The following is a 23,406-nucleotide window of genomic DNA, read 5'->3' on the forward strand; positions in this document are numbered from 1 at the left end:
TCGTTGCGATACATCACACCCCTGGGATGTCCCCTGCGGGCGCTAACGCGTCGTTAAACGCTTCTCCTGTTCTAATTTATTTCTGGCAGTGAATATCCACCTATATCCTTGTCGCGCCTGCAGCGGTAGTAAACTAACTCATGGTCCTCGGCAACCAGAGGGTTATCGCTGGAATGGCTGCCAATAACACCAGCCGCACCAGGTCCACCCCCACGAAGGGCACAACACCGCGAAAAATAGTGGTCAGTTTGGTATCCCGGATCACCCCATTAATAATGTAGACATTCATCCCAATGGGTGGCGTGATCATCCCCAGCTCAACCGTCATCACAATGATGATTCCAAACCAGATCGGATCGAACCCCAGTGCCATGATGACCGGAAAGACGATGGGTACCAGCAGAATGATCATGGCCATGGCATCGAGAATGCACCCCATAAACAGGAAGAACAGCAGAATAAGCGCCAGGGTTGGATAGGCTCCCAGATCCAAAGCCGTGAGCCATGCGGTCATTTTCTGGGGTGTTTGGGTGATCGCCAGAAATGAACTGAACAACATCGCCCCAATCAGAATTGTGTATATCGATACGGAGGTGCGTAAGGCATCTACCAAACTAATCCGCAGCTCGCGCAGGCCCAAACGTCCCCGCAGTACGCCGATCAGCCCGGTCAGAAAGGCACCGGCCGCTGCGGCTTCGGTAGGTGTGACCACGCCCGCGTATATGCCACCGACCACGGACACAAACAACAGCAGTACCGCCCAGATTCCCCTGAGTGCAATAAACCGCTCTTTCAGTCCTACCTTTTCACTGGCAGCACTGTGTTTGCCCGCGATAACCCAAACCAGTGCCAGATACATGATGACAGCAATAATGCCCGGGACGATGCCGGCAATGAACAGGGTACCGATGTCTTGCTGAGTGATGTAACCATAGATTGCCAGCACCACTGAGGGCGGGATCAGAATACCGAGCGTGCCGCCCGAGGCAATGACCCCAGTCGCCAGCTCATCACTGTAACCCGCCTTGCGCATCTCTGGCAGGGCAACGCGGCTCATCGTGGCAGCCGTTGCGACGGAAGACCCTGAGATGGCAGCAAAACCTGAGCAGGCCGAAATAGTCGCCAACCCCAAGCCACCTCGTTTGTGTCCGACCCAGGCACGGGCCGCACCGAAAAGCTCGGACGAAATACCCGAACGGGTGGCAAAGACCCCCATCAGGATGAACATCGGGATCAGCGAGGTGTTGTAATCGGTAATCGTCCGCAATGGCGTGATCGCTAACTGGCTCAGAGCAGCGCCCCACCCAACAATCTGTGCAAAGCCACCAACACCCACAACACCCATGGCAATACCGACAGGAACCCGCAGAGCCATCAGGGCAAACAGAACGACAAAACCGCCGATGGCGACGAAGTCGGCTTCACTCATGGTGTTTCTCCTCAGGTGACTGCTCATCCAGGGGACGGCCACTGATCAGGTAGATCAACCCAGCCAGAGTGGTTACAACGGCAACGGCCAGACCCAGCCAGATACCGCCAACAAGCGGCCAAATGGGCAAACGCAAATCAAACGTCGCCTCGCTGGAGGCATAGGCATCCGTGACCCGACTGAATAGCTTCCAAACCAACGCTGCGGTGAACACCAGGAGGACTCCCTGAGCTAGAACTTCAACACCTTTCCGTGCTTTGTCTGGCAACATTTCGGCGAACAGGTCCACGCAGATGTGGCCGCCACGGAAACCCAGTACGGCATAACCCCAGGCTATTGATAAACCCAGAAACAACCGGGAAAGGTCGAATGCATCCGGAATGGGTGAAGAAAACAGATAGCGACCCAGCGATGATGCAAAAACGATGATCATCACCGCCGCCAGGCAGAGCGCCGCCACCGTTTCGACCACAGTCGTAAAGCGACGCATAACCACGCTGATGACATACATAGAAAGGCTCCTAACCGACAGGATGGCCCGCACCACCCGGGATCAGGCGATGCGGTGTCGAATCATTCGTAGAGGGCACCGGCGGCACCCATGATCTCGCGGAAACTGGCTTCGATCGCGGCAGCGTCATATCCCTTATCGGTGACTTCTTCGCGCCAGGCGTCCATTAACGGTGCGGTGGCTTCCTGCCAGGTAGCCATTTCTGCACTGCTCGGCTCGTGAACGGTATGCGTTGGGTCTTCTATCGCTCGCACCCGGCCTGATTGTTCCTGCCTGGCCCAGCCCGATGAAATCTCGCTGGCCCACTGTGACGTGCAGTGCTCATCAATGACGGCGCGCTCGTTCTCAGGCAACCCCTGATAACGGGACTTGTTCATCGCCAGTACGAAGGTCGTCGTGTAGAGGGGGAAATCAATGTGGTACTTCGTTTCTTTGTCGATACCAAAAAGGTAGACACTGTCCCATGGAAAGGTAATGCCATCAGCTGCGCCGCGGGAAATCACTTCGCGTGCTTCAGGTGCGGGCACCTGGATACTGACCCCGCCCAGTAGCGAAACCATCGACCCCATGACGGCCTGAGCCGGACGAATGCTTTCTCCCTCAAGATCAGACGGCAAGGTCACCGGTTCGACGGTATGCAGCGTACCGGGGTCCTGTATAAAGGCCATGCAAACGTGGACATCCGGCATTTCCTGCTGCGCATACTGCTGGTACCAGTCGTTGAACCCTGCAGAGCCTTCGATGGCATTGGTCACCATGAAGGGATGTTCCGCCAGCGAAATGATCGGGAAACGGCTCGGCTGATAGCTGGGCGCGACAAATGTGATATCGGCAATGCCATTGCGTGCAATGTCATAGTGATCGGTCGCTGAGCCTAACTGCTGGGCCGGAAAGATCGAAAAGCTGATACCGCCATCCGACGCTTCGCTGATCGATTCAATCCAGGGTTCGAATCCGGTCGTCTGCAGCGCATGGCCGGGCGGTAGCCAATGCGCAAGGCGCAAGGATGTTTCGGCCTGTACGGCGCCCGCGAGGCCGATCAGGGCCGTGGTGGTCAAGATGGATAACGTCTTTTTGTTGTTCATGGTATCTCTCCTCCCAATGGCATTAAGATCCCGGACGGTTGCCGGGCTCAGGTCTTCTGGTCGATGCCGACCTTTTGCCGGTGCATAGACATCGTGTGCGCCCACGCCTCAGCGATACTGTCCGCGTTCCAGCCACCTTCTTGGTGACAGAGCGCAATCTCTTGCGGGTGGGACCAGAGCGACAACCGATCGCCGCCAATCCCAATGCATTGCCCTGTGATCTGGCGTCCCGCCTCTGAGGCGAGGAAGACCGCCAGCGGGGCTACATCCTGTGGCGTTCCAAGGCCCAGTTCGTGGCGCAACCGGTGCGGGATTGGTTCGCCGCGCTCGGCAGCTTCAACGACTTCGCCAAGCCCCGGTATAGTCGCGACCATTCGCGTGACCGCCGTGGGTACGATGGCATTGACGCTGACGCCCGCCCGGGACAGCTCCATCGACCAGGTACGTGCCAGCGCCGCCACCCCAGCCTTCGCCGCTGAATAGGCCGTTTGTCCAACATTGCCGCGCTGCCCCGCTACCGAGGAAACCAGTGTCACGGTCCCCCCCTGCTCCGCTTCACGGAAATAGCGGGCAGCGGCCCTCCCGCAGGTGAAAGCTCCACGCAGGTGTGTGCGCAGCACCGAATCAAAATCGTCATCGGTCACCTTCCACAAGATCGCATCTCGCAGTACGCCCGCATTGGCGACCAGGCCGTCCATACGCCCGAACTGGTCCAGGGCGACCCGGATACAGTGATCCGCTGCTTCCGTTTCGCCGATGGCAGCCACGGCGACAGCGGCCCGGCCACCGGCAGCACGGATTCGGTCAGCCGCCGCCTCAGCAACGTCGGCATCGACATCATTAATGACCACAGCCGCGCCGGCTTCAGCCATGGCGTGAGCTATAGCCAGCCCAATACCACGGCCGGAGCCGGTAACAATGTGGACTTGTCCGGTAAGTGCGGAGGTCATCTTCATACTCCCCGGAACACAGCGGGCCGTTTTTCCATAAAGGCCCGGGGACCTTCACGCGCATCGTCCGATGCCATGACCCGTGCCTTGGCAGCGTCCTCCATCCGGTAACCTTGCTCCAGCGTTACACCGCTGGCTTGCAGCACCGTGCGCTTCACTTCCTGAACCGCGAGCGGCCCGTTTGCAGCGATCTTCCGGGCCATCGCCCAGGCACTGGCCATTAACTCGGCCTGGGGAACCACCCGGTTAATCATGCCGGCGCTCAATGCCTGCTCTGCGCTGATGGGATCGCCGGTCAGCAACATTTCCATCGCCAGGCACTGGGGTATTTGCCGGGGCAGACGGACCAGGGAGCCGGCAAAAGGAATCAACCCGCGCCTCACTTCCGGCAGGGCAAAGGTGGCATGATCCGCTGCGATCCGAATGTCGGTGGCCAGCATTGTTTCCATGCCGCCAGCCATGCAGGGGCCGTTGATGGCGGCAATAATCGGCTTGTTCAGTTCAAACCCGCGCAGCGCGGAACGGTCCATGATTCCCGGATCATCCAGCAGGCGGTAATCCCACTGCGTTTCAGGCTGTCGAGCGCCCGTCATCAGTGGTAACGTCAGGGCCAGGTCGCCCCCGCTGCAAAAAGCCCTGTCTCCCGTTCCGGTCAGGATCACGACACGTACGGAGTCATCCCCAGCCACGTCGGCAAAGGCATCGGCCAGACGGCAGGCGACTTCCGGACTGATGGCATTGCGTGCCTTCGGCCGATTGAATGTCATCAGGGCGACCCCGTCCGACTTTTCGAGAAGCAGCGGCAGAACGTCGCTCATAAGGAGACTTCCTCTTGTATCAGGCTTAGCGCCAATTCACGCAGGGCAAACTTCTGAATCTTCCCGTTGGAGGTCATCGGGAAGGCCGACAGTGCATGGATGTATTTGGGGATCTTGTGCCGGGCGATGTTGGCGCGGCAAAAATCTCGAATCTCGTCGGCAGTGAGCCTGGCGTCGCCGGCCGGTAAGACGAAGGCAAAGATCTGCTCGCCAAGGTCAGGGTCGGGCACGCCCACCACCTGAGCCTGTGATATTGCGGGATGCTCCAGCAGGAACTCTTCGATCTCGACGGGAAAAACGTTCTCGCCGGCTCGGATGATCATATCCTTGAGCCGGCCCACGATCCGCAGGTGGCCGGTCTTCTCCAATACAGCGAGATCACCACTGTGCAGCCAGCCATCGGCGTCGATCGTTTCAGCCGATTTCTCAGGCATGTCGAAATAACCGCGGGTCAGAAGATAACCGCGAATGCACAATTCGCCCTTCTCTCCCCAACCCACCGGATCACCTTTATCAGGGTCAACAATGCGCACTTCGGTATGGGGCAGCGGGATACCTGCGGTGGCGATTCGCACATCAAAGGGATCATCTGGATCAGTCTGGGTGATAATCGGGCTGCATTCGGTCATCCCCATGATGATCATCGGCTGGGCGCCGGTTGCATCACAGACCTGTTGCATCAGGCTTGGCGGGATCGATGTGCCTCCCATGAACGCCAGGCGCAGTCCATCGGTTCGGCGACGTGCAAAATCCGAATGGGTCATCATGCGGCTATACATGGTCGGAACACCATTGATGATGGTCGCTGCATGATGCTCCCATTGAGCCAACACGGCGCCCGGCTCAAAGTCATCGAGCACGACCACACAACCGCCACAGGCCAGCATGCCCATGATGTTGCAAACACAGCCTGCGGTATGAAACAGAGGCATCGCGCTGAGCAACACATCGTCGGAACGGAACCCGCCGCGCTGACTCATCAACCGTGCGTTATTGACCGTGGAGTAATGCGACAACATGGCGCCCTTTGGCTTGCCTGTGGTGCCGCTGGTGTATTGGATTTGCATCACATCATTGGGCTTCACAGCCGCCTGATGACGTTGCAGATCCTCCGGCGAGACCTCGTCGGCCATCGTTTCAAGCACTGAGAAAGACAGGGCACCGTTCACGCCCGAATCGAACGCGCAGAGACCTTTCAGATCAGGGTAGTTGGGGCTGGCTACCCCTCTTTGCCCTCTCATCCCCGCGCCCGACATCATGCCCTCAAGCATGCTTGCGAGATCCTGTTTGCGAAAAGTGTCAGCAAAGATCAGGTAATTGATGCGCCCCTGAGTCAGCAGATAATCCAGCTCCCGCTCCTGCAAGGACGGGTTAACCGTAACTAGGACGGCCCCCATTCGAGCCAGCGCGTATTCGAGAAGGATCCACTCTGCCCGGTTGGGCGACATGACAGCGACATGGTCGCCCCTGTTGACACCCCAACCGATGAGGGCGCGCGCAAGACGCTCAGTGGCTACTTTTAGTTCGCCATAGGTCCAGCGTGTCTCTACGTCGGTTCGAGTATCCACAAATACCGCCGCCGTGTGATCCTTAAACCGCTCTGCCTGGGCATCAAGCAGGGAACCCAGGGTCTCATCCGTTAGGCTGGCACCGTCAGTTGCCGGCCACCATGCAATCTCGCGAATAGACATCGCCTTCCCCTCCGTGCCGACTTGCCTTGCTCTTGCCCTAAAGGCATCATGATTCGGCTTTCGCATAGTTCGACATTGTATTGTTCGTCTTCGTACTATTTATTTTCAAACTATATAGACATTACAGAAACCTTGTCAATAAAAGGATCGTTCGGGATGCATGACGATAATTCATCATCAAAAAATGAGCAGGAGAGTGTCCTGCGTGGTGGGGAAATGGAGGCCTCGGTGGGGTATCGCCTGCGTCTGGCGCAGATCCTTGCCTATAGGAATTTTGAAGAGAAGATTACCGACCACGGAGTTGCCCCCCGCTACCTTGGGCTACTTGGTATCGTTTCCGCGAACCCCGGCCAGCCGCAAAACAAGCTTGCAGACGCCATCGGACTGCAGAAATCGAGCCTTGTCACTATTCTGGATCGGCTTGAAAAAGAGGAGATTCTAGAGCGCCGAGCCATTCCACAGGATCGGCGTGCACGAGGTGTCTGGCTTACTCCCAGGGGCGAGAAGGTTGTGACTGAACTGGCTGCACGGGCAGCAGACCACGAGGAGAGGATGGCTAAGGGAATACCTGCCGAAGACCGGGAACGGTTGATCGAGATGCTGGGTCACATCATCGACAACTTGCGTAGCTGACACAGAGACGTGACCCAGGCGGCCAGAGGCCCCTGAAATGAATATTACGAGACATTTCTCAATGCCGGGGACATCAAAGTGGGCTCTCTGTGCCCGATTGAGCCCACTCCCGTCCCAAATACTAAACGCTGCGTTCTAGTGATTGGCATCGACCAATGCCTAATCCCTGCCTAGGGTAATTGTTTAGTCGCACAACAATTCGACTCCGACTATACAGCAAAATACGCGACCCACTTCATTAACAGCATTAGGCGGGAGGGTCGCCGTTTAACACTACAACAATAACAACAAGGATTTATACCTGTGCTTACCCATACTCCAAGAGGTCTGGCTGTGCTGTTGCTCAGTCTTTTCATGCTGAACTCAGCTCAGGCAGAAAACCATACCCTAAGGTTGCATCATTTTCTGGGGCCAAACTCTCCTGCTCAAGCCGTCCTGCTGGAACCCTTTGCCCAACGACTGCGAGATGAAAGCAACGGCCAGCTGGACGTCAGTATTCATCCGGGGATGTCACTCGGTGGTGTGCCTGGAGATTTGTATCAGCAGCTAGTTGACGGAGAAGTCGATATGATTTGGACACTGGCGGGTTACCACCCTGGCCAGTTTCCACGCACCGAAGTTTTCGAACTGCCCAGCGTTCACTTTCGCAGCGCTTATGCAACCAATAGGGCAATCTATGCTAATTTTGATTTGATCGAAGCCGATTACGCTGACGTTAAGCCCTTACTGGTGCACGTACATGGTGGCAACGCTTTGCACCTGAAAAACCATAGTATCCAAAGTGCTGCGGATGTCCGCAACCTTCGCATTCACACGCCATCTCGCACTGGAAGCTGGTTAATGGAAGCCTGGGGTTCTCGCGAAACTACCGTACCTGTCCTGCAAATTCGTGATGCCTTCGCCAACGATCAAATCGATGGCGCCCTGCTACCGCTTGAAATTTTTACCGCTTTGGGGCTCGAAAGCCAGGTAACAGAAACCGTGCAAGGCAGCGACGGCTCACGTTTTGGTACTGCGGTTTTTTTACTGCTGATGAACAAGGACCGATATGAGTCACTGCCCGCGAACCTTCGACAGGTAATCGATGACCAAATCGGCCAGGATCTCTACCGCAGCATGGGCCAGGCCTGGGATGACCTGGAGGCTCCGATGTTCCGCGCACAGCGTGACCGCGTTAACCGCCTGGATGTGGATATAATTTATGATTTTGAGGCGCTCAGCGAACAAGTGGTCAGACGCTGGATCGACGATATGGCCAGGCAGGGCATCGATGGTGAAACACTGGTTCATGAAGCAAGACGTTACATTGCGCGTTATTCTCGCATCATAACAACCTTGGAATAACGTGAACCCAGAGCGTCTTATAAAACGCCGCTAACACCAATCGATATCATCGAAAGGTAGCGAGTAGTGTCAACCCGATGGGCTTGCTCCCCCCAATCGCCAGGTTAAAATCAACAACCCTATAAACATCAAGCCACCGGCAAACCCCCATAGTGCGAGTTGATAGTTTCCGGTTAAATCGAAGGCATAGCCCGCGAGGATCGGGGCCAGCGTGGTGCCGGGCACCTGCAGCAGCATCAGACTGCCCTGTACAGAACCGAATCGATGCTCACCAAATAGCCGGCTGACCAGCACCATGACAATCAGCGTGCCGGCGCCAACACTGACGGCCAGCATGGCAAGCATGGCGATCAACCCCGTTAATGACGGCCAGGTGCCGAACCAGATCAGGCTGAAACTCTCGACGATCAGCATTCCACCAAAGCCAATAACCAGCGTCCTGGATGTCAGTAAGTCTGACAATGTACCCGTTAACAACCGAACCGGTATCGATAACAGGATTAAGCCGCTGAGCAGCGCCGCTGCCATGCGTTCCGGGTAGCCCTGGTCGGTTACCAGGGGCATGAGGTGCACAGTCAACCCTGAATTGATCGAAGCTTGTGCCATAAAACCCAGGCCAAGTAACCAGAACGCCCGACTGGCTGCGATGGTGCGCCATCCAGTCCGGGTATCGCTCTTGCCCGTTGTTGGTTGAGCTGCCCTATGCTGCGAGTCACCTGGCACTCTGCCGCCCCGGAATCCGATCAAAGCGAAGGGTATCAGCGAAACGATCAATACGGACCATATCAGGCAGGTTGCCCGCCAGCCGAATCGATCCAATAAAGAGGCTACCAGCGGGATCAGCAAAGCGGTGACCAGTCCGACGACCGAAAAACGAACGGCTAAAGCCAGCCCTCTTCGATGAACCGTCGATTGTACGACAAGCTTATCGAGGGCGATCATGAAACCCAGAGCGACTCCGGCCGAAACGAGTACGGACCAAACCATCACCAGCCCGACAGCGGTTTCTATAAAAGCCATAAATGCCAGGCCCAGGGCGAGCAGGAACATACCCAGAATTACGGGCAAGCGAGGTCCGAAACGATCCGACAAATAGCCTGCCAGCGGAGCCAGCAAACCGGTCGTCAGCCGACCCAGCCCAATCGCCATCGACACTGTGCCCCGCCCTACGGCGAGGTCTCCGGCAATGGGTTTAACCAGCGAGGAAATGGCAAAGGCCACAAACCCCTGGCCAACACCGGTTAGCGCGCCGGATGCTCCGACAATGCCCCAGCGTCGCCAGGCATTTGCAACTACAGGCTTGGTAGCCACAACACCAGAATCGGGAAGGTCAGCAACAGTGCGACGTGTACGGCATCGGCCATCACGAACGGCAAGGTGCCTTTAAAGATCTTTCGCAATGGTATGTCGGGGGCAATACCGGACAGCACATAAACGTTCATGCCCACCGGTGGTGTGATCAGTGCAATCTCGGTCATCCGTACCACCAGCACACCGAACAGCACCGCATCGAACCCGAGGTTGGTAACTAGCGGAAAGAAAAGCGGAATGGTTAATGTCATCATGGCCGAGGCATCAAGCACCATACCCAACAACAAATAAACGGACAGGATGAGCAGCAAGACCACAAACGGAGAGAAGCCGGACTCAGTCACAAAACCGACGATGTTCAACGGAATATTCGTCACCGTGATGAAGCTGTTAAAGACCAGGGCACCAAATAGAATACCGAAAATCATACCGGTCGTTTTAAGTGTGGAATATATCGCTTCTTTCAATGCTTTCCAGTTCAATCGACGACGCAGACTGGCCACAATGATGGCACCGAACGCACCCATGGCACCTGCCTCCGTAGGCGTGAACCAACCCAGCAGTATCCCACCCATCACCAGCATAAACAGGATAATGACCTCACCGGTTTTTTTGAGGCTGACCAGTTTCTCACTGAACGAATACTTGGGGCCCCGTGGGCCGGCGTTCGGGTTTATCCGGCATACTACGGCAATCGTTATCATATAAAACACTGCCAGCAAAATACCGGGAATAATCCCTGCGGCAAACATTTTGCCAATCGACGTTTCGGTGAGAATACCATATATAATGAACATGCCGCTGGGAGGAATCAGACTACCGATGGTTCCGCCGGCGGCAACACTCCCGGAGGCCAGCGACACATCGTAATTGTGCTTGCGCATTTCAGGCAGTGCGACCAATCCCATCGTCGCCGTTGTTGCGATGCTCGACGCACTTGCTGCGGCAAAGCCCGATGAAGCTCCAATCGTTGCCATCGCCAAACCACCCCGACGACGACCCAGCCAGCATGCGGCAACGTCATACAGATCCCGGCCGATTCCGGATGCGAACAAAACATGGGCCATGAATAGAAACAAGGGCACCGTTCCGATGGCGTAGTTTGTGGATATATCGAAGGTAACAACCCCCACCTTGATGATGGCGGCATGAAAACTGATGAGATAGGCAAAGCCCAGGAAACCAACCAGGCCCATGGCAAAACCGATAGGCATGCCCATCGCGATCAAACTGAACAGGCCAATCAGGCCGACAATTCCAGTAACTACCGGCGTCATGACTGACTCCCTTTACTGACTTCTTTAACCTGTCTCGTGCGCAACAGAGCCCGAACAACCTGCACCACCAACACCAGGCACAACAGCACAATGGCGATCACCAGCAACCACCGAAACGGCGTGACCGGAAACCCCAGAATGGGAGCCTCTTCCCGGTTTCGGGCGCTCTTGAGTGCTTCGAGTGTTCCGGCATACGCTACTACCACCCAAAACACCGTACCCAGTGCCAGCATCAGAGCGTCGAGCAGACTCGACAGCCGTTCAGGCAGGATCGACGTCATCAACTCAACCCGGGTATGGGCCCCTTCATAGGCGGCATAGGCCAGGGAAAAGCTGATCGCCGGGATCAGGAGTATCTCGGCCAGCGTATAGGTTCCTGGAAAAGCGATGCCGATGGCCCGAAAACTCACCGTCACCACGGTCAGACACATCAGGGCGATAATGCAGGCCACGCCGGTGAAGGCACCCGCCGTCACAACCCAGCGCAGCAGGCGTTCGATCATTCTCATGCTAATCTCCGCGAATCCGGGCCAGACGCCTTGTCTGGCCCCTCCGGCTTGGGCTTAGTCGGCGTTTTGATGGGCTTGACGAACCTGTTCTAGAATCTCAGTGCCCGGCAGGCCACGCTCGTCCAAATCTTCCGCTACGTCCCGGGCGCTGCTGACAAAGGCCTCTGCATACCGTTGTTTTTCCGAGTCTGCGATATCGATAAAGGTCACGCCCTGCTCACGCCCAAAGGCTTTACCTGATTCCTCTGCGGCCATCGAATTTTCAAGATTCTTTTGCGTCAGCCAGTCGATGTTATCGATGAAAACCGCTTGTATGTCTTCAGGCAACGAATTCCAAACATCCTGATTCATGGCCCGCGAGGCATAGGCACCACGGCTATGGGGCAGATCAACGTAGTAGTCGACCACTTCCCCAAAACTCAGCGACTTCAACGCTTCGTAGGGCGCAACCACGCCATCAAGTACACCGCGCTGCAGTGCGGGGTAGGTATCACCCATTGGCATGGCCACACCTTCAGCACCGAATTGAGCCAGGGCGCCGATGTAATCGTTCGCTGCGCGAATGCGCAAGCCTTGCAAGTCTTCGAGCTCCCGAACCGGGGTGTCCCGCAACTGCAGGTGCATCGGCGTGCCTACGTTGAAACCCAGCACCCGGACACCGTCCAGCTCTTCGGAAAAGGTTGGAAAGTCTTCCCAAAGCTGCTGGTAAACCTCCAGAACATGAGCCGGGTCTGAATAGCCATAGAAGAAGGCCGGTGTCAGGCGATTCAGTTCGTAGCCCGAGGTGGCGTAGATCGGAGTGATGTAGGCCATGTCGGCGATGCCGGCCTCCAACTCGTCAACCCCTTCGCGGCTGCTGATCAGTGAGCGGCCCCAATAAGCGGTGATGTCCACCCGTCCGTCGGTTTGCTCCTCGATACGCTCAATCCAGGCTTCATCGGCAGCACCATAAGGGTGAGTCGTTGAATACGGGGATGCATAGGTAAGATTGAATTCCGCTGCGCTGGCAAAGCCAACGGCCAGGGTGGAGCAAACAGATGCAGCAACAATTTGAACTGCACATTTTTTGTTAAATACCATAACCAGTTCCTCTCTCTTCGTTCGTTTTATATTTGTTGTATGGAAGACTCTGAATAGAGCGGACAACCGAATCGACTCACTCACTCAGCATTACCGAATCGTTTCTGATCAGTTTCTCAACCTCCTCTTCGGGTATTCCCAGTTCCTGTAAAATGGCACGGGTGTCCGATCCGGGTAATCGGCCTAACTGACGGATCGATGCCGGAGTTCTGGAAAATTTCAGCGGCGAACCCAACTGCAGAACAGCGCCATCGCCAGTATTGGACGGATACTCCCCGACCATTCCCCGCGCGCGGTTATGCAGGTCCTGCATGGCTTCGCTCACGCTGTACACGGGAGCGAACTGGGTTCCGGCCTGCTCAAGAAGGGTCAGCCACTCAGCGCGGGTTCTGGTTTTGAAAATGTCATTCAGGGCTTCCCGTATTGCCGGCCGGGATTCGACGTCATTTTGCAGGTGGATGAAATCTTCACGACCCACCACTTCGCAGAACCGGCGCCAGTAACGCGGTTCCATATCGGTGGTGCAAATGAACTGATCATCGGCCGTGCGCCACAGCCCCATGTCCGCCCGGCGACTGCCGCGGGCGGGCAAATTTTCCAAATCGGAATGTCTCGACAGTAGGTTGACCAGTAGGCTCATCGAGCAATCGCTCATGGCAATATCGAGGTGTTGGCCCTGCCCGTCCCGGTCGCGGGCACGCAACGCCGTTACAATGCCGAACGCGGCGTGGGTACCGGTTACGATGTCTGCGGCCGGAATACCTGCAAACCCGGGAGCGTCCGGGTCTTCTCCCAAACGGGAAGTCACGCCAGCAATAGATAGCGCAACCGGGTCGTGTCCGGGCTTGTCGCGATAGGGACCGGTTTGGCCGCATAAGGTCAGGCTGCAATACACCAGGCCCGGGTTTATTTTGGACAGGGCGTCGTAGCCCAAACCCAGTTTTTCCAGAACACCGGGCCGATAATCTTCAACCACAACGTCAACGGTTCGGACCAGGTCATGCAGCAGACTGACGACGTCAGCATCGCCCATATCCGCTTGGAATGAGCGTTTGTTGCGCGCCAGAATGTCCCGCTCTCGCAGCCGCGTCCGCTCTGCCGGTGTCAGCTTATCCCAACCAAATATGGTCGCCTGTTTCGCCAGTTCGCGCGGGTTCTCAACGCGAATGACATCGGCCCCCATGTCACCCAGCAGCCAGGTACAATAAGGCCCGGGCAACAGGCGCGAAAAGTCCAGGACCCGAACCCCGGCCAATGCGGCGCGACTCACAGGTCACCCCACCGGGTAGACGCCGTAACCGGCACCGGTTTGCGTAATACCCGCGCAGGTGGTTCATCGGCTGTTGTGTGGTGAAACAGAGGTCCCGGCAAGGGTGTCTCGACGCCGCTAGCTTCATCCCGCACCGGGACGAAGAGGTAGCGTTCAAGCAGGTGCGCGTCGCGTCGTACGTCGTCCAGATTCTTGATCACGGACAATCCCCAACCACGCTCCAATGACAAGGCGCCCAGTTCAGCGCGGGTCTGGGTGGCGAAAAAGCGGCCAAAAACGGACTGCCAGCGGTCAATGGTGTCTTGCGGGGTATCGGCGACCAGAATGGCCTCCCAGTCTATGTCCGCCAGCTCGCCCGCGACCTGGCGCTCCGTCATCACAGCCACCATGGATCGCATCATGCTGGGGTTATCGATCATCGACCAGGTGACATAGCCGTCAGCACAGGGCCATACCTGACGCACACCCGACTTGCCCCGCACCAACTGGTTCCCGGTCCGCCGGCCGATTCGACCGGTCCATTCGTACATAATGGCTTCCCGGTAGTTGGCAAGAACAGCCGACTGAAAGGCAGACACTTCAACCCGCTGGCCCTGGCCGGTGCGGCGGCGCACATGCAGTGCCAACAAGGCAGCCGTCGCTACCTGGATACCGGTCAGGGCATAAGCCTGCTCTCCCGGCAATCGCAACGGTGGCTTGTTCGGTTCACCGGTAATGGTCATCAGGCCGGACATGGCCATCAGTGTCAGATCGCTGGCAGGCCGGTCATGGTAAGGGCCGCTCGCGCTGTAAGGGCGTGCGATAACGTGTATCAGGCCCGGCCGCCCGGCTCTCAGTTCGTCCAGCGTTGAGGTATGCGCAGGACGCCGGTCGTCGAGCACAATGTCGGCGTCATCAATAAGAGCCCACTGGCCAAGATCAGCACCTTCCGGCACAGTGACGCGGGTTTTGCCGTGGTGCCAGGCCAGAGTGCGCCAGTGTGGCCGGTCACTGGCCCGCTCCGACGTCACCGAGATCACATCAGCCCCCATTTCCCGCAGCATTCGCCCACCGAGATCCACCAGACCATTGCTGAACTCCAGTACTTTGATGCCACTCAACATGCTCATGCCAGTACCTCCTCGCGCTGCAGCGTCTCGACTTGCTCAGGGCTCATTCCAAGCCAGTCGACCAACACCAGTCGAGTGTGCTCGCCCAGCAACGGAGACCGGCCAACACAGGATGGGGTGTCCGACATCTGCATCGGTGGCGTCGGCATCTTGCTGGCGCCGAGCACCGGGTGATCAAGCGTGGTGAAATGACCACAGCGGTTCAGTTCGGGGTCGTCAAACAGGGTTTTGCCATTCAGAACCGGCGCAGCAGGCACACCGGCCCGGCACAGGTCAGCGGCCAGCGTTTCGGCCGTGTGTTGGCGGGTTAGGTCGCTGAGCCATTCATCCAGTTCGGTACTGTTGTTCCGGCGCGATTCGGCGCTGGCAAATCGAGCGTCGACCGCCTGGTTCGGCTGATCAAACGCCCGGCACAGCGCCTGCCACTGGGAGTCGTTTTCAACGGAAATGGCGATCCAGCCATCGTCATCGCGGGTTGGGTAAACATTGTGAGGCGACATCACCGGATCACCGTTCCCCGGCTTTTCAGGTTCATCCGCCTCGGCGTACAGATCGGCCAGAACATGGACCATGGGTTCAATTTGAGAGATGTCCAGATGCTGGCCTTGCCCGGTCCGGGCGCGTTCTTCCAGGGCGCCGAGAATAGCCACCGTGGCGAACATGGGCGCAATGACGTCGCCATAGGCAAAGGGAGGCATATGCGGTTCATGACCGGGCCAGCCAGACATGGCCGCGTGGCCGGAATGGGCAGCCGCGGAATTGCCGTAGCCGCGAAAGCCAGCCATGGGCCCGGTACGCCCGGCCACCGACACACTGGCGAGAATGATCTCCGGTTTGATGCGCTTTAATTCTTCGTAACCAAGACCGATGCGATCCATGAAGCCAGGCCCGAAGTTTTCCACGACCACATCCGCCCAGGCGATGAGCGATTTGGCAACTTCAACGCCACGGGGCTCCGACAGATTAATGGTGACGCTGTATTTGGAGGTATTGGTTTGGGCGAAAAACGCCGAGGCATCGGCGTTGGAACTGTCACCCGCGAAAGGCGGGGAACGACGACCCAGGTCGAGGCGCTTGCGCGATTCAACTTTCACAACGGTGGCGCCATTATCGGCCAGATCTTTGGTGGCGCGCGGTCCGGCGCCGACCCAGCTGAAATCCGCAATGTTAATATCCTGCAAAGCCGTCATCGGGAAGCTCCTGTCTTGAAGTCGGTTTATCACCGATCTTGTTTAACTCCACAATAGTTAACTTTGTTAACTACGTCAAAACCTTTTTTGCCTTCACCTCATCGAGCACCGAGGCGACCCGTGCAACCATGGCCTCCCGGTCCCACTCGCGCCGGTCTACCATGTCGGACCAGATCTCAATCACCGTGATTCCCGCCGCTTCCAGCGCCTGTTTCGAGAACAGGGAACCCTGACCGGAAAAGCGATCGTGCCGGGGGATCAGCATCAGAGCCACGTCGATTCGATAGCGCCGGGCCTGCTCAACCAACCAGGAATTGACCCAGGGCGGCTGGTGCAGTTGTTCATTCATAGACACAACCCGAGCAGCCAGGGAGCGCATCGGATCGCCATGGTCGTACCGGATGTAACCATCGGCAGCGAACGGCAGGTACATGGACCAGGCGAACACGGCGCTGTGGCTTTCTTCAAACGCCGCGTAGAAGCTGGTATCGAACCAGAGCCCCGCGCCGACCCACATCATGCGAATGGATTCGTCGGGGCATACCGCCACGCCGTCCTCGATGCGCTGTTTCACTTCGTCACGGAAGGCTTCGGCATGTCGCAGGGCCCAGTCCGAACCGCGGTGCCATTGTGGAATCATCACGTTGGGAATTTGTTCAGCTATTCGAATGGGGCAACGAGGCGCCTGCGCCAACATCTGACTGACGTCATCGAACAGTTCTTCCTGTCGATTAATGGCGGCCATGTACCGGGCAAACGCATCCGGGTCGAAATCCCGACCCGTGATGTGTTCCAGTTGATGCACCAGGTCGTAGAGTTCCGCTTCCATCAAGTCGAGACGGTCGGTTCCGTACAAGGTTTCCCAGTCGTCGCGGGCCAGTTGCCACCAGTTGGGCGCCGGGTCCGGAACCGCCGGCGCACTGAACAGAAAGAGCGGCGCCCCCGTCTGCTTGGCCCATAAGGAAAAGATGCGCTGATGATCATCGGCGCTTTGTCGGGCGCACAGAATCGCCGGTGCCGGCAAGCCGCCCCAGGGCTGGCGCTCACGGTCGCCCTCTAGCTCGGCGATCAGCGGCAAACTGGAGTATTTTGCCAATCGATCGTGATAGCCCAGCGTTTCCATGTAATCGAAGTAATATTCTGACAGCTGCTTGGCCGATAACACCGCCGACCACCACTGGTTAGTGACAATCGGCAGCCCCATGATGTGAAACAATTCATGCGGTGTATCCGCATTGACAAAGGCGAACTCAGTGCCGGACTTGATCTGCTCACGCAGCCCCCGCACCCAGTCGCGCTGATAGTCGGTTGCCTGACGAGCGGTTGCCAGCGGCACGTAGTCGGTTGCGTTGGCGTCAGTCATCACAGATCTCCCAAGACAGTGGTCAAGCGTTCCCGGGACCTGGTGATCCAGTCACCGTCCGGCCTTAAATCGCGAAAGCCAAGTTGCAGCAGAGGAATTCCCCGGTCATTCAACGCCTGTTCCAGACTGGGCAGATCCCAGCCAAATGTGTCGTCGTTCTGGTCCATCTGGGCGATCACCGCATCGCATTGAGCCAGCGCACAGGCATCGGCCAGCGCATCGACCATGGCGATGGAGGACCGACCTCTGGGGCAAAAGGGATCAATCGCCATGGCGTTTAACAGACCGTCCAGATCATCTGACTCACTCATTGGCCCCGGCCAGGCCTGGCCAAATGGCTGCAGATCAGCAACCACACACCCAACTGAATCGAGCATGCGATATAAGTCTTCGGAGTCAGTGGCTGTTCCAACCAGGCCAAGTCGCTTGCCCATCCGAGCCGGCCTGCTACTCACATCCGACAAGGCGGTACGCAATTGCGAAGAAAATTGGGCGGGGTCCAGGTAGCGCCCCGCATTACGCCAGCGTAAAACCTCCAGCGCGGTAAGCCGGGGCGTTCCATCACGCTGAACCAGCGTCAGTTCATCGAGCGCCTGGTGCCTGGTGCGGACCTGCTCAATGGCGGTTGCGATGTCTTCCTTGCTCGGGTGCGCGGCACCCAGCGCCGCCAGTCGAGTCAAAAGCTGACTTGCCTGGCGTTGGTTAAAGGTCATCACAGCCTCAGTGGTGCCCTGTTCCGCGTTCCATAACAGCAGCGTCGGAAAAGCTGTGTCCGCCTGATGCTGGCGCTGATACTCCAGCGCGTACTGGTAAGCGACCAGGGCTGCCGCATCCTGCCGGCTGAAAACGATGGCCCTCAGATGATCCAGTCGTCCACAGGCGAGCCGGTGCAGGAACACACGGGTGTAATCATCCAGGAACGGCTCAATAAATCGCGCCATGCCCTGATGAACGTCATTCAGCTCCGCATCCGGAATGGCTTTAACGTCTACAAACCGGCATCCTGCCGCAGCCAGCAATACGTCAGGCACCGCATTACCAAAGCACCCCACCCATAGCCGGGCAGGTTTGTCTTCGCGAGTCGCTGGTCGGGCTTTGTTGGCAAAGGCCGTTTCCAGTTCTGTGATCGCCTGGGCTGACTTCAATCTGCACCTCCGGGTCGCTTTGTTATTAGTTAATTTAGTTAACTATATCGATTTGTCTGTGTCAAACGCATTGTTCACGATCGCTGGCTGGCGCAGATCACGGCTTGACTTTGAGCGCTTCCGTGGCAAATTCACTGCTGAAAAAATGGATTCTGGAACCCTATGACTGACACTCCTGATATCTCGACGCTCCCCTACAACGGGCAATTGGAACTGGACTACCTGGCCAGAGATTTGCCATTTCTGTCGAGAGTACTGCGCACCTACATTCGCAATGAAACTGCAGATGCCTACAAAGAACTGAATGTCGAACCGGGTGAAATCGCGATTACCAACCTCATTGGCATCAACCCCGGGATCTCTCAGAACGACCTTGCCGCGGCAGTCGTGTTCAAGAAACCGGCGGTCACCAAGGTGGTCCGTTCAATGGAGGACAAAGGGTTGGTCAAACGCGAACGGGTCAAGGCCGACAAACGCTACAACGCCCTTGTTCTGACCCAAGAAGGTGAGAAGCGACGCGCCGCGATGCGCCACCAGATGGAAACTCAGCATGAGACCTTGCTGAACATTTTCTCAACAGAAGAGCAGGCCCAGTTCTTCGACATGATGAACCGGCTGTGCGCTCATCTAGCCGAACGGCATCAATCGACGGACAGCACCGCCAACCCCTGAACTGGCCAGGATAAATGACGGCAACCATTGACGTCAGCGAGGCAAGTAGTTAACTTTGTTAACTATTACTCGTTTTGATTGGAATGATCTCATGGCAAAACCACTCGCGGGCGTACGAATCGCCGATTTTTCGCACGTCATTGCCGGGCCGCTCGCCACCCACTTTCTACGGCTTCTCGGCGCCGAAGTCATAAAAATCGAGCCCCCCGGTGGCGACGTACTGCGTAACTACACCCAGAGACGGGAACTTCGTGGTATGTCCGAGCCGTTTATTTCCACCAATGCCGGCAAGAAATCGGTTGTGCTGGATCTCAAATCTGACTTCGGGCGCGAAGCCGCCCTCAGGATCATCGACAGCAGCGATATCCTGGTTGAGAACTTCCGGCCAGGTGTCATCAATCGCCTGGGGCTGGGGTACGATACCTTGCGTGAGCGCCATCCCGGGCTGATTTTTTGCTCGGTGTCCGGCTACGGTCAGGAAGGCCCCATGCGGGACTACCCCGCCATCGATCAGATTATCCAGAGCGTTTCAGGACTGATGAGTCTTTCCGGTGAGGCCGACAGTGAAGCCATGCGCATCGGTTTTCCAATTGTGGACACCTACAGTGCTCTCCTGGCCGCTTTTGCCATTCAGTCCGCCTTTATACAGCGTGAGCGGGACCCTGACAAAAAAGGCCAGTTCATCGACATGTCGATGCTGGACGCTTCCATGGTCATGATGGCCTCCGTCTTTTCGCCGCTGATGATTTCAGGCATCCAGCCCGAGCGGACGGGCAACCGGGGGTTTTCACGAGCACCCACCGCGGATACATTCGACACCCTGGACATGCCGCTGACCATCGGCGCGGTACAGCAAAACCAGTACGAACGCCTGTGTCATGCCATGGAACGGTTGGACTTATTGGAAGACGCACGGTTTAGCGACCCTGACCTGCGTTTGCAGCACGATCAGGCGTTACAACAAGAACTAAGCAAAACCTTTAAGACCCGTTCAGCCATGGACTGGGAAAAACGGTTGTGTGAAGCAGGTGTACCGGCCGGCGCCGTAAGATCGGTAGAGGAAGTGTTACAACTCGATCAGTTAAAGGATCGCGGATTGCAATTAGAAATTCCCGTTAATGGCACTGCCATTGATCGGGCCACCATACTGAACGCAGGTTTCAAATTTGAACACGATGGTCCAGGGGTTGATACCGCCCCACCGCGTTTAGGTGAGCACACGGACGAGATATTGGGCGAGGTTGGAATGATCTAGAATCCAAGCCCGATGCCGATGCGATTGCACCGCTGAATACCGGGCATAACCCGAGCAGGTCAAAACCCCTGAGATGCCTCGCCCAACGACATCAGCAACCCGGCCTCACTTTCTTTGTTAATGCCCAGGTAAACATCGACCGTCTTCACTACCCAGGCCGATCTTGGCATTGGGTAGCCCGCCTGGCGGGCGATGCTTTCTGCGTTGGCGTTATAGGTTACCCAGGCGTCAATATAACCCAGGGTCAGCTTTTTGAGGTTCAATGCATCGTAGGGCAGTTCATCCACGCTTACCCCCCGTTCCGTTAAATACTCGGTAATGGGTGAGTTCTGATACCCACCCACTCTCATGCCCTGCAAGTCATCCAGACTGCTGATCTCACGGTCACTGCTTGCCCGGGTGTAAACAACCCACTGGTACTCCGCCAGAGGCCCTATGAACTCAAAGGTGTTTTCCAGATCGTCCTGCCGCTCCAATGGAAAGATGCCATACCCTGGTCTTTCGGATGCACGCCGGTAGGAGATCGGCCAGGTGCGCATCTGGATGCTGTAGTCAACATCCACCTGGTCCAGTATCTGCCGGACTCGCTGTGTTGTCTCGTCCTCCAGATCAATGGCACCGGCCTGACTTTGCAGATCCGTATTGTAATGAAACTGACCATAATCTTCTTTCATCACTCTGAGCTCACTGGCTGCCAGCGAGCTGGACCCTACCACCAGGAGAACACCAAGCATCAGACAATCTGCTGTTTTTAACAACATCATAACTCACCCTCTGAATGCCTCTATGATCGTTTCTATCGCCGGGTCCCGAAGGTTGGCAAAGCTATTAAGCTCCCCGCACCTCACTGTACTTTCACCCGAAAGCCTGCTGCGTTACCGGTAGTATTGTTACTGATCAACGAGGCATCAGACCAACTTTCAGTGCAGCTCACTGACTATTTAAAGTGCTTTGGCAACCGACGTTTCCTGCCTTTTAATGCTTGTGGCCACAACTCCCGCCCGATCCATGGTTGTGCCCACAACTTCCTCCGTGGCTGTGGCTATGGCTATGGCCACCAATGGGACCGGTAGTGACTCCGCCGTGAACAGTGCGCCTGCTGCTGACCGAACCATAGGCCGGTGTCTCACGACTGTTGCTGTACATTTGCTGCGCAAGCGCAACGTTCGAAGCACAGCCACAAGCGGTCGCGGCTGCGCTTTTGTAGTTAACCTGAACGTGTTTCTTCAACCCCTTCATGTGTAACGCTGGCGCGCCCAATATCACACGCTCCAGTGCCTCGCCCGTGTCCGGGTGCTGCGTCAGGGTTGCTTCATGAATGCTGTGGGAGATTTCATAGATCTCCCCGGAGTCTGTTGCCCGATAGGTGTAGGTAGGCATAGTGTTTCCTCAATTCCAAAACTTAATAGGGGTTCGCCACGAACAGGTCCTGGGCTGGGAACAAAGTTATTACCCGACAGCCATCAGCGGTCACCACAACCTCTTCTTCAATGCGCGCCGCGCCATTGCCGTCGGCTGCCGGGCAATAGGTCTCAAGCGCGAACACCATACCTTCCTGCAGTTCGAACGGGTTCTCAAACGACACCAGCCGGCTGATGATCGGGCGTTCATGAAGTGCCAAACCAAGCCCATGCCCAAACTGCAGACCAAAAGCTTCCATCTCGCTCTGAAATCCAAACTCCGTTGCCGCCGGCCATACTGCGGCGATTTTGTCGGTGGTCATTCCCGGCCTGACCAGGTTGATGGCTGCATCAATCCACTCCCGGGCTTTACGATACGCATCAACCTGCGCCGGCGTTTTGCTACCCACGTTCAAGGTACGGTAGTAACAGGTGCGGTAACCCATGTAAGACTGAATAATGTCAAAAAAAGCCTGATCGCCCGGACGATACATGCGATCAGTAAAGTTATGTGGGTGTGGGCTGCAGCGCTCCCCTGACACAGCGTTGATCGCCTCTACATCGTCCGACCCATTGTCATACAGAAACTTGTTGGCGATGGCCACAAGCTCGTTTTCTCTCTTGCCAGGCTTAAGGTTATCCGCTATCAACTGGTAGCAACCATCAACCATCGATGCGGACTGATTGAGCAGGATAATCTCGTCCATGCTTTTGATCTGCCGGGCGTTCAGCATCACCTGCTGGACATCCCGGACATCAAGCCCTTGTTTTTGCAAGGCGAACAACATGGGTGGTTCGCAGACATCGACCCCGATGGGCATATCGGCAACGCCTTCCGACTGCAGTATGTCGCGAATTTCTTTTGCCGCATTTTCAAACAGTCCGGCTTCTTCGGCTACGGAACCCCGCAAGCCCAGCATGCCTGCTCGCCAGTGGTCGTTATCGAACCAGGGGTTATTCAAACGGTGATGCGCCGCTGCACTGCCGAAATCCCAGAGGTACGGATCTGAATTACCGGTGAACAGCGCATACCGGCAAATCTTATCGCGGGACCACTCGCCGATCACACTGCTGGTCAGGTAGCGTATGTTGTTATTGTCAAAACACAGCATCGCGCCCAGATCAGATTCTCGGAGTGCCTGTCTGGCACGGGCGACGCGATACTTGTGCAACCGTCGAAAGTCGACCCGCTCCTCAAAATCAACGTTCATGCGTCCGGGTGCCGGAATGGGACGACTCCAGTCCCAGCGTGGATTAAGTGCCTCTGCGTCAATGATAGTCGGTTCTACGATAATGTTATTGCTCATGGTATCCCTCTCGCCTACGGTGTTGTGCCTGACCACATTCCGGCACTTCACCAAGTG

At 56.7% G+C, this 23,406-nt stretch carries 22 protein-coding genes; 4 read left to right on the forward strand and 18 right to left on the reverse strand.

The features are described from left to right. Positions 1–133: 133 nt before the first annotated feature. From EP166_RS06295 to EP166_RS06320, 6 genes are all read right to left on the reverse strand, one after another. The gene (locus EP166_RS06295; RefSeq protein WP_127555911.1) at positions 134–1,429 is read right to left on the reverse strand and encodes a TRAP transporter large permease; all 1,296 of its coding nucleotides are present in this window, start codon (positions 1,427–1,429) and stop codon (positions 134–136) included. Beyond that, on the reverse strand, positions 1,422–1,940 hold the full coding sequence (locus EP166_RS06300) for a TRAP transporter small permease (RefSeq protein WP_220432489.1): 519 nt from the start codon (positions 1,938–1,940) through the stop codon (positions 1,422–1,424). The genes EP166_RS06295 and EP166_RS06300 overlap by 8 nt, the downstream gene beginning before the upstream one ends. Positions 1,941–2,002: 62 nt before the next feature. Next, positions 2,003–3,025: a TRAP transporter substrate-binding protein gene (locus EP166_RS06305; RefSeq protein WP_127555912.1), complete on the reverse strand. Its 1,023-nt coding sequence runs from the start codon at positions 3,023–3,025 to the stop codon at positions 2,003–2,005. Between the two features lie 47 nt (positions 3,026–3,072). Further along, positions 3,073–3,975, reverse strand: a complete 903-nt coding sequence (locus EP166_RS06310; RefSeq protein ID WP_127555913.1) for an SDR family NAD(P)-dependent oxidoreductase — start codon at positions 3,973–3,975, stop codon at positions 3,073–3,075. Between the two features lie 2 nt (positions 3,976–3,977). Then, positions 3,978–4,793 (reverse strand): enoyl-CoA hydratase/isomerase family protein, encoded by an 816-nt coding sequence (locus tag EP166_RS06315; RefSeq protein ID WP_127555914.1) that lies wholly within the window; start codon positions 4,791–4,793, stop codon positions 3,978–3,980. Further along, on the reverse strand, positions 4,790–6,484 hold the full coding sequence (locus tag EP166_RS06320; protein ID WP_127555915.1) for an AMP-binding protein: 1,695 nt from the start codon (positions 6,482–6,484) through the stop codon (positions 4,790–4,792). Before EP166_RS06320 ends, EP166_RS06315 begins: the two co-directional genes overlap by 4 nt. 156 nt (positions 6,485–6,640) lie before the next feature. Between EP166_RS06320 and EP166_RS06325 the strand changes: the two genes are divergently transcribed. Together EP166_RS06325 and EP166_RS06330 are read left to right on the forward strand one after the other, a co-directional pair. Next, the gene (locus EP166_RS06325) at positions 6,641–7,117 is read left to right on the forward strand and encodes a MarR family winged helix-turn-helix transcriptional regulator (protein ID WP_164743838.1); all 477 of its coding nucleotides are present in this window, start codon (positions 6,641–6,643) and stop codon (positions 7,115–7,117) included. A 303-nt stretch (positions 7,118–7,420) separates the two neighbouring features. Continuing rightward, positions 7,421–8,461, forward strand: a complete 1,041-nt coding sequence (locus tag EP166_RS06330; RefSeq protein WP_127555917.1) for a TRAP transporter substrate-binding protein — start codon at positions 7,421–7,423, stop codon at positions 8,459–8,461. 69 nt (positions 8,462–8,530) lie between these two features. Here the strand turns inward: EP166_RS06330 and EP166_RS06335 are convergent, their stop codons facing one another. From EP166_RS06335 to EP166_RS06375, 9 genes are all read right to left on the reverse strand, one after another. Beyond that, positions 8,531–9,772: an MFS transporter gene (locus tag EP166_RS06335; RefSeq protein WP_127555918.1), complete on the reverse strand. Its 1,242-nt coding sequence runs from the start codon at positions 9,770–9,772 to the stop codon at positions 8,531–8,533. Beyond that, on the reverse strand, positions 9,754–11,049 hold the full coding sequence (locus EP166_RS06340) for a TRAP transporter large permease (protein ID WP_127555919.1): 1,296 nt from the start codon (positions 11,047–11,049) through the stop codon (positions 9,754–9,756). Before EP166_RS06340 ends, EP166_RS06335 begins: the two co-directional genes overlap by 19 nt. Then, complete coding sequence (locus EP166_RS06345) at positions 11,046–11,558, reverse strand: TRAP transporter small permease (protein ID WP_127555920.1); 513 nt, start codon at positions 11,556–11,558, stop codon at positions 11,046–11,048. Before EP166_RS06345 ends, EP166_RS06340 begins: the two co-directional genes overlap by 4 nt. Positions 11,559–11,612: 54 nt before the next feature. Beyond that, entirely contained in the window at positions 11,613–12,638 is a 1,026-nt protein-coding gene (locus tag EP166_RS06350) for a TRAP transporter substrate-binding protein (protein ID WP_127555921.1), read from the reverse strand. Between the two features lie 76 nt (positions 12,639–12,714). Further along, on the reverse strand, positions 12,715–13,908 hold the full coding sequence (locus tag EP166_RS06355) for a CaiB/BaiF CoA transferase family protein (protein ID WP_127555922.1): 1,194 nt from the start codon (positions 13,906–13,908) through the stop codon (positions 12,715–12,717). Then, the gene (locus tag EP166_RS06360; RefSeq protein ID WP_127555923.1) at positions 13,905–15,017 is read right to left on the reverse strand and encodes a CoA transferase; all 1,113 of its coding nucleotides are present in this window, start codon (positions 15,015–15,017) and stop codon (positions 13,905–13,907) included. The genes EP166_RS06355 and EP166_RS06360 overlap by 4 nt, the downstream gene beginning before the upstream one ends. Then, entirely contained in the window at positions 15,014–16,207 is a 1,194-nt protein-coding gene (locus EP166_RS06365) for a CaiB/BaiF CoA transferase family protein (RefSeq protein ID WP_127555924.1), read from the reverse strand. Before EP166_RS06365 ends, EP166_RS06360 begins: the two co-directional genes overlap by 4 nt. Before the next feature lie 70 nt (positions 16,208–16,277). After that, on the reverse strand, positions 16,278–17,570 hold the full coding sequence (locus tag EP166_RS06370; RefSeq protein ID WP_220432490.1) for a 2-hydroxyacyl-CoA dehydratase family protein: 1,293 nt from the start codon (positions 17,568–17,570) through the stop codon (positions 16,278–16,280). After that, positions 17,570–18,715, reverse strand: a complete 1,146-nt coding sequence (locus EP166_RS06375; protein WP_127555925.1) for a 2-hydroxyacyl-CoA dehydratase family protein — start codon at positions 18,713–18,715, stop codon at positions 17,570–17,572. The genes EP166_RS06370 and EP166_RS06375 overlap by 1 nt, the downstream gene beginning before the upstream one ends. Positions 18,716–18,877: 162 nt before the next feature. On the opposite strand from EP166_RS06375, the gene EP166_RS06380 reads away from it, so the two are divergent. Then, complete coding sequence (locus tag EP166_RS06380) at positions 18,878–19,387, forward strand: MarR family winged helix-turn-helix transcriptional regulator (RefSeq protein ID WP_127555926.1); 510 nt, start codon at positions 18,878–18,880, stop codon at positions 19,385–19,387. Positions 19,388–19,478: 91 nt separating this feature from the next. Then, positions 19,479–20,642, forward strand: coding sequence for a CaiB/BaiF CoA transferase family protein (locus EP166_RS06385; RefSeq protein WP_127555927.1), 1,164 nt, complete (start codon positions 19,479–19,481; stop codon positions 20,640–20,642). Between the two features lie 59 nt (positions 20,643–20,701). Here the strand turns inward: EP166_RS06385 and EP166_RS06390 are convergent, their stop codons facing one another. From EP166_RS06390 to EP166_RS06400, 3 genes are all read right to left on the reverse strand, one after another. Further along, complete coding sequence (locus EP166_RS06390; protein ID WP_164743839.1) at positions 20,702–21,376, reverse strand: substrate-binding periplasmic protein; 675 nt, start codon at positions 21,374–21,376, stop codon at positions 20,702–20,704. Between the two features lie 241 nt (positions 21,377–21,617). Further along, on the reverse strand, positions 21,618–22,022 hold the full coding sequence (locus tag EP166_RS06395; protein ID WP_127555929.1) for an FmdB family zinc ribbon protein: 405 nt from the start codon (positions 22,020–22,022) through the stop codon (positions 21,618–21,620). Positions 22,023–22,044: 22 nt separating this feature from the next. Further along, positions 22,045–23,349 carry a M24 family metallopeptidase gene (locus EP166_RS06400; protein WP_127555930.1) on the reverse strand — a complete coding sequence of 435 codons (1,305 nt, stop codon included), beginning with the start codon at positions 23,347–23,349 and terminating at the stop codon, positions 22,045–22,047. Positions 23,350–23,406 lie beyond the last annotated feature (57 nt).

Origin of the sequence: Saccharospirillum alexandrii (genome assembly GCF_004000275.1) — a bacterium.
In the GTDB taxonomy this organism is placed as follows: domain Bacteria; phylum Pseudomonadota; class Gammaproteobacteria; order Pseudomonadales; family Natronospirillaceae; genus Saccharospirillum; species Saccharospirillum alexandrii.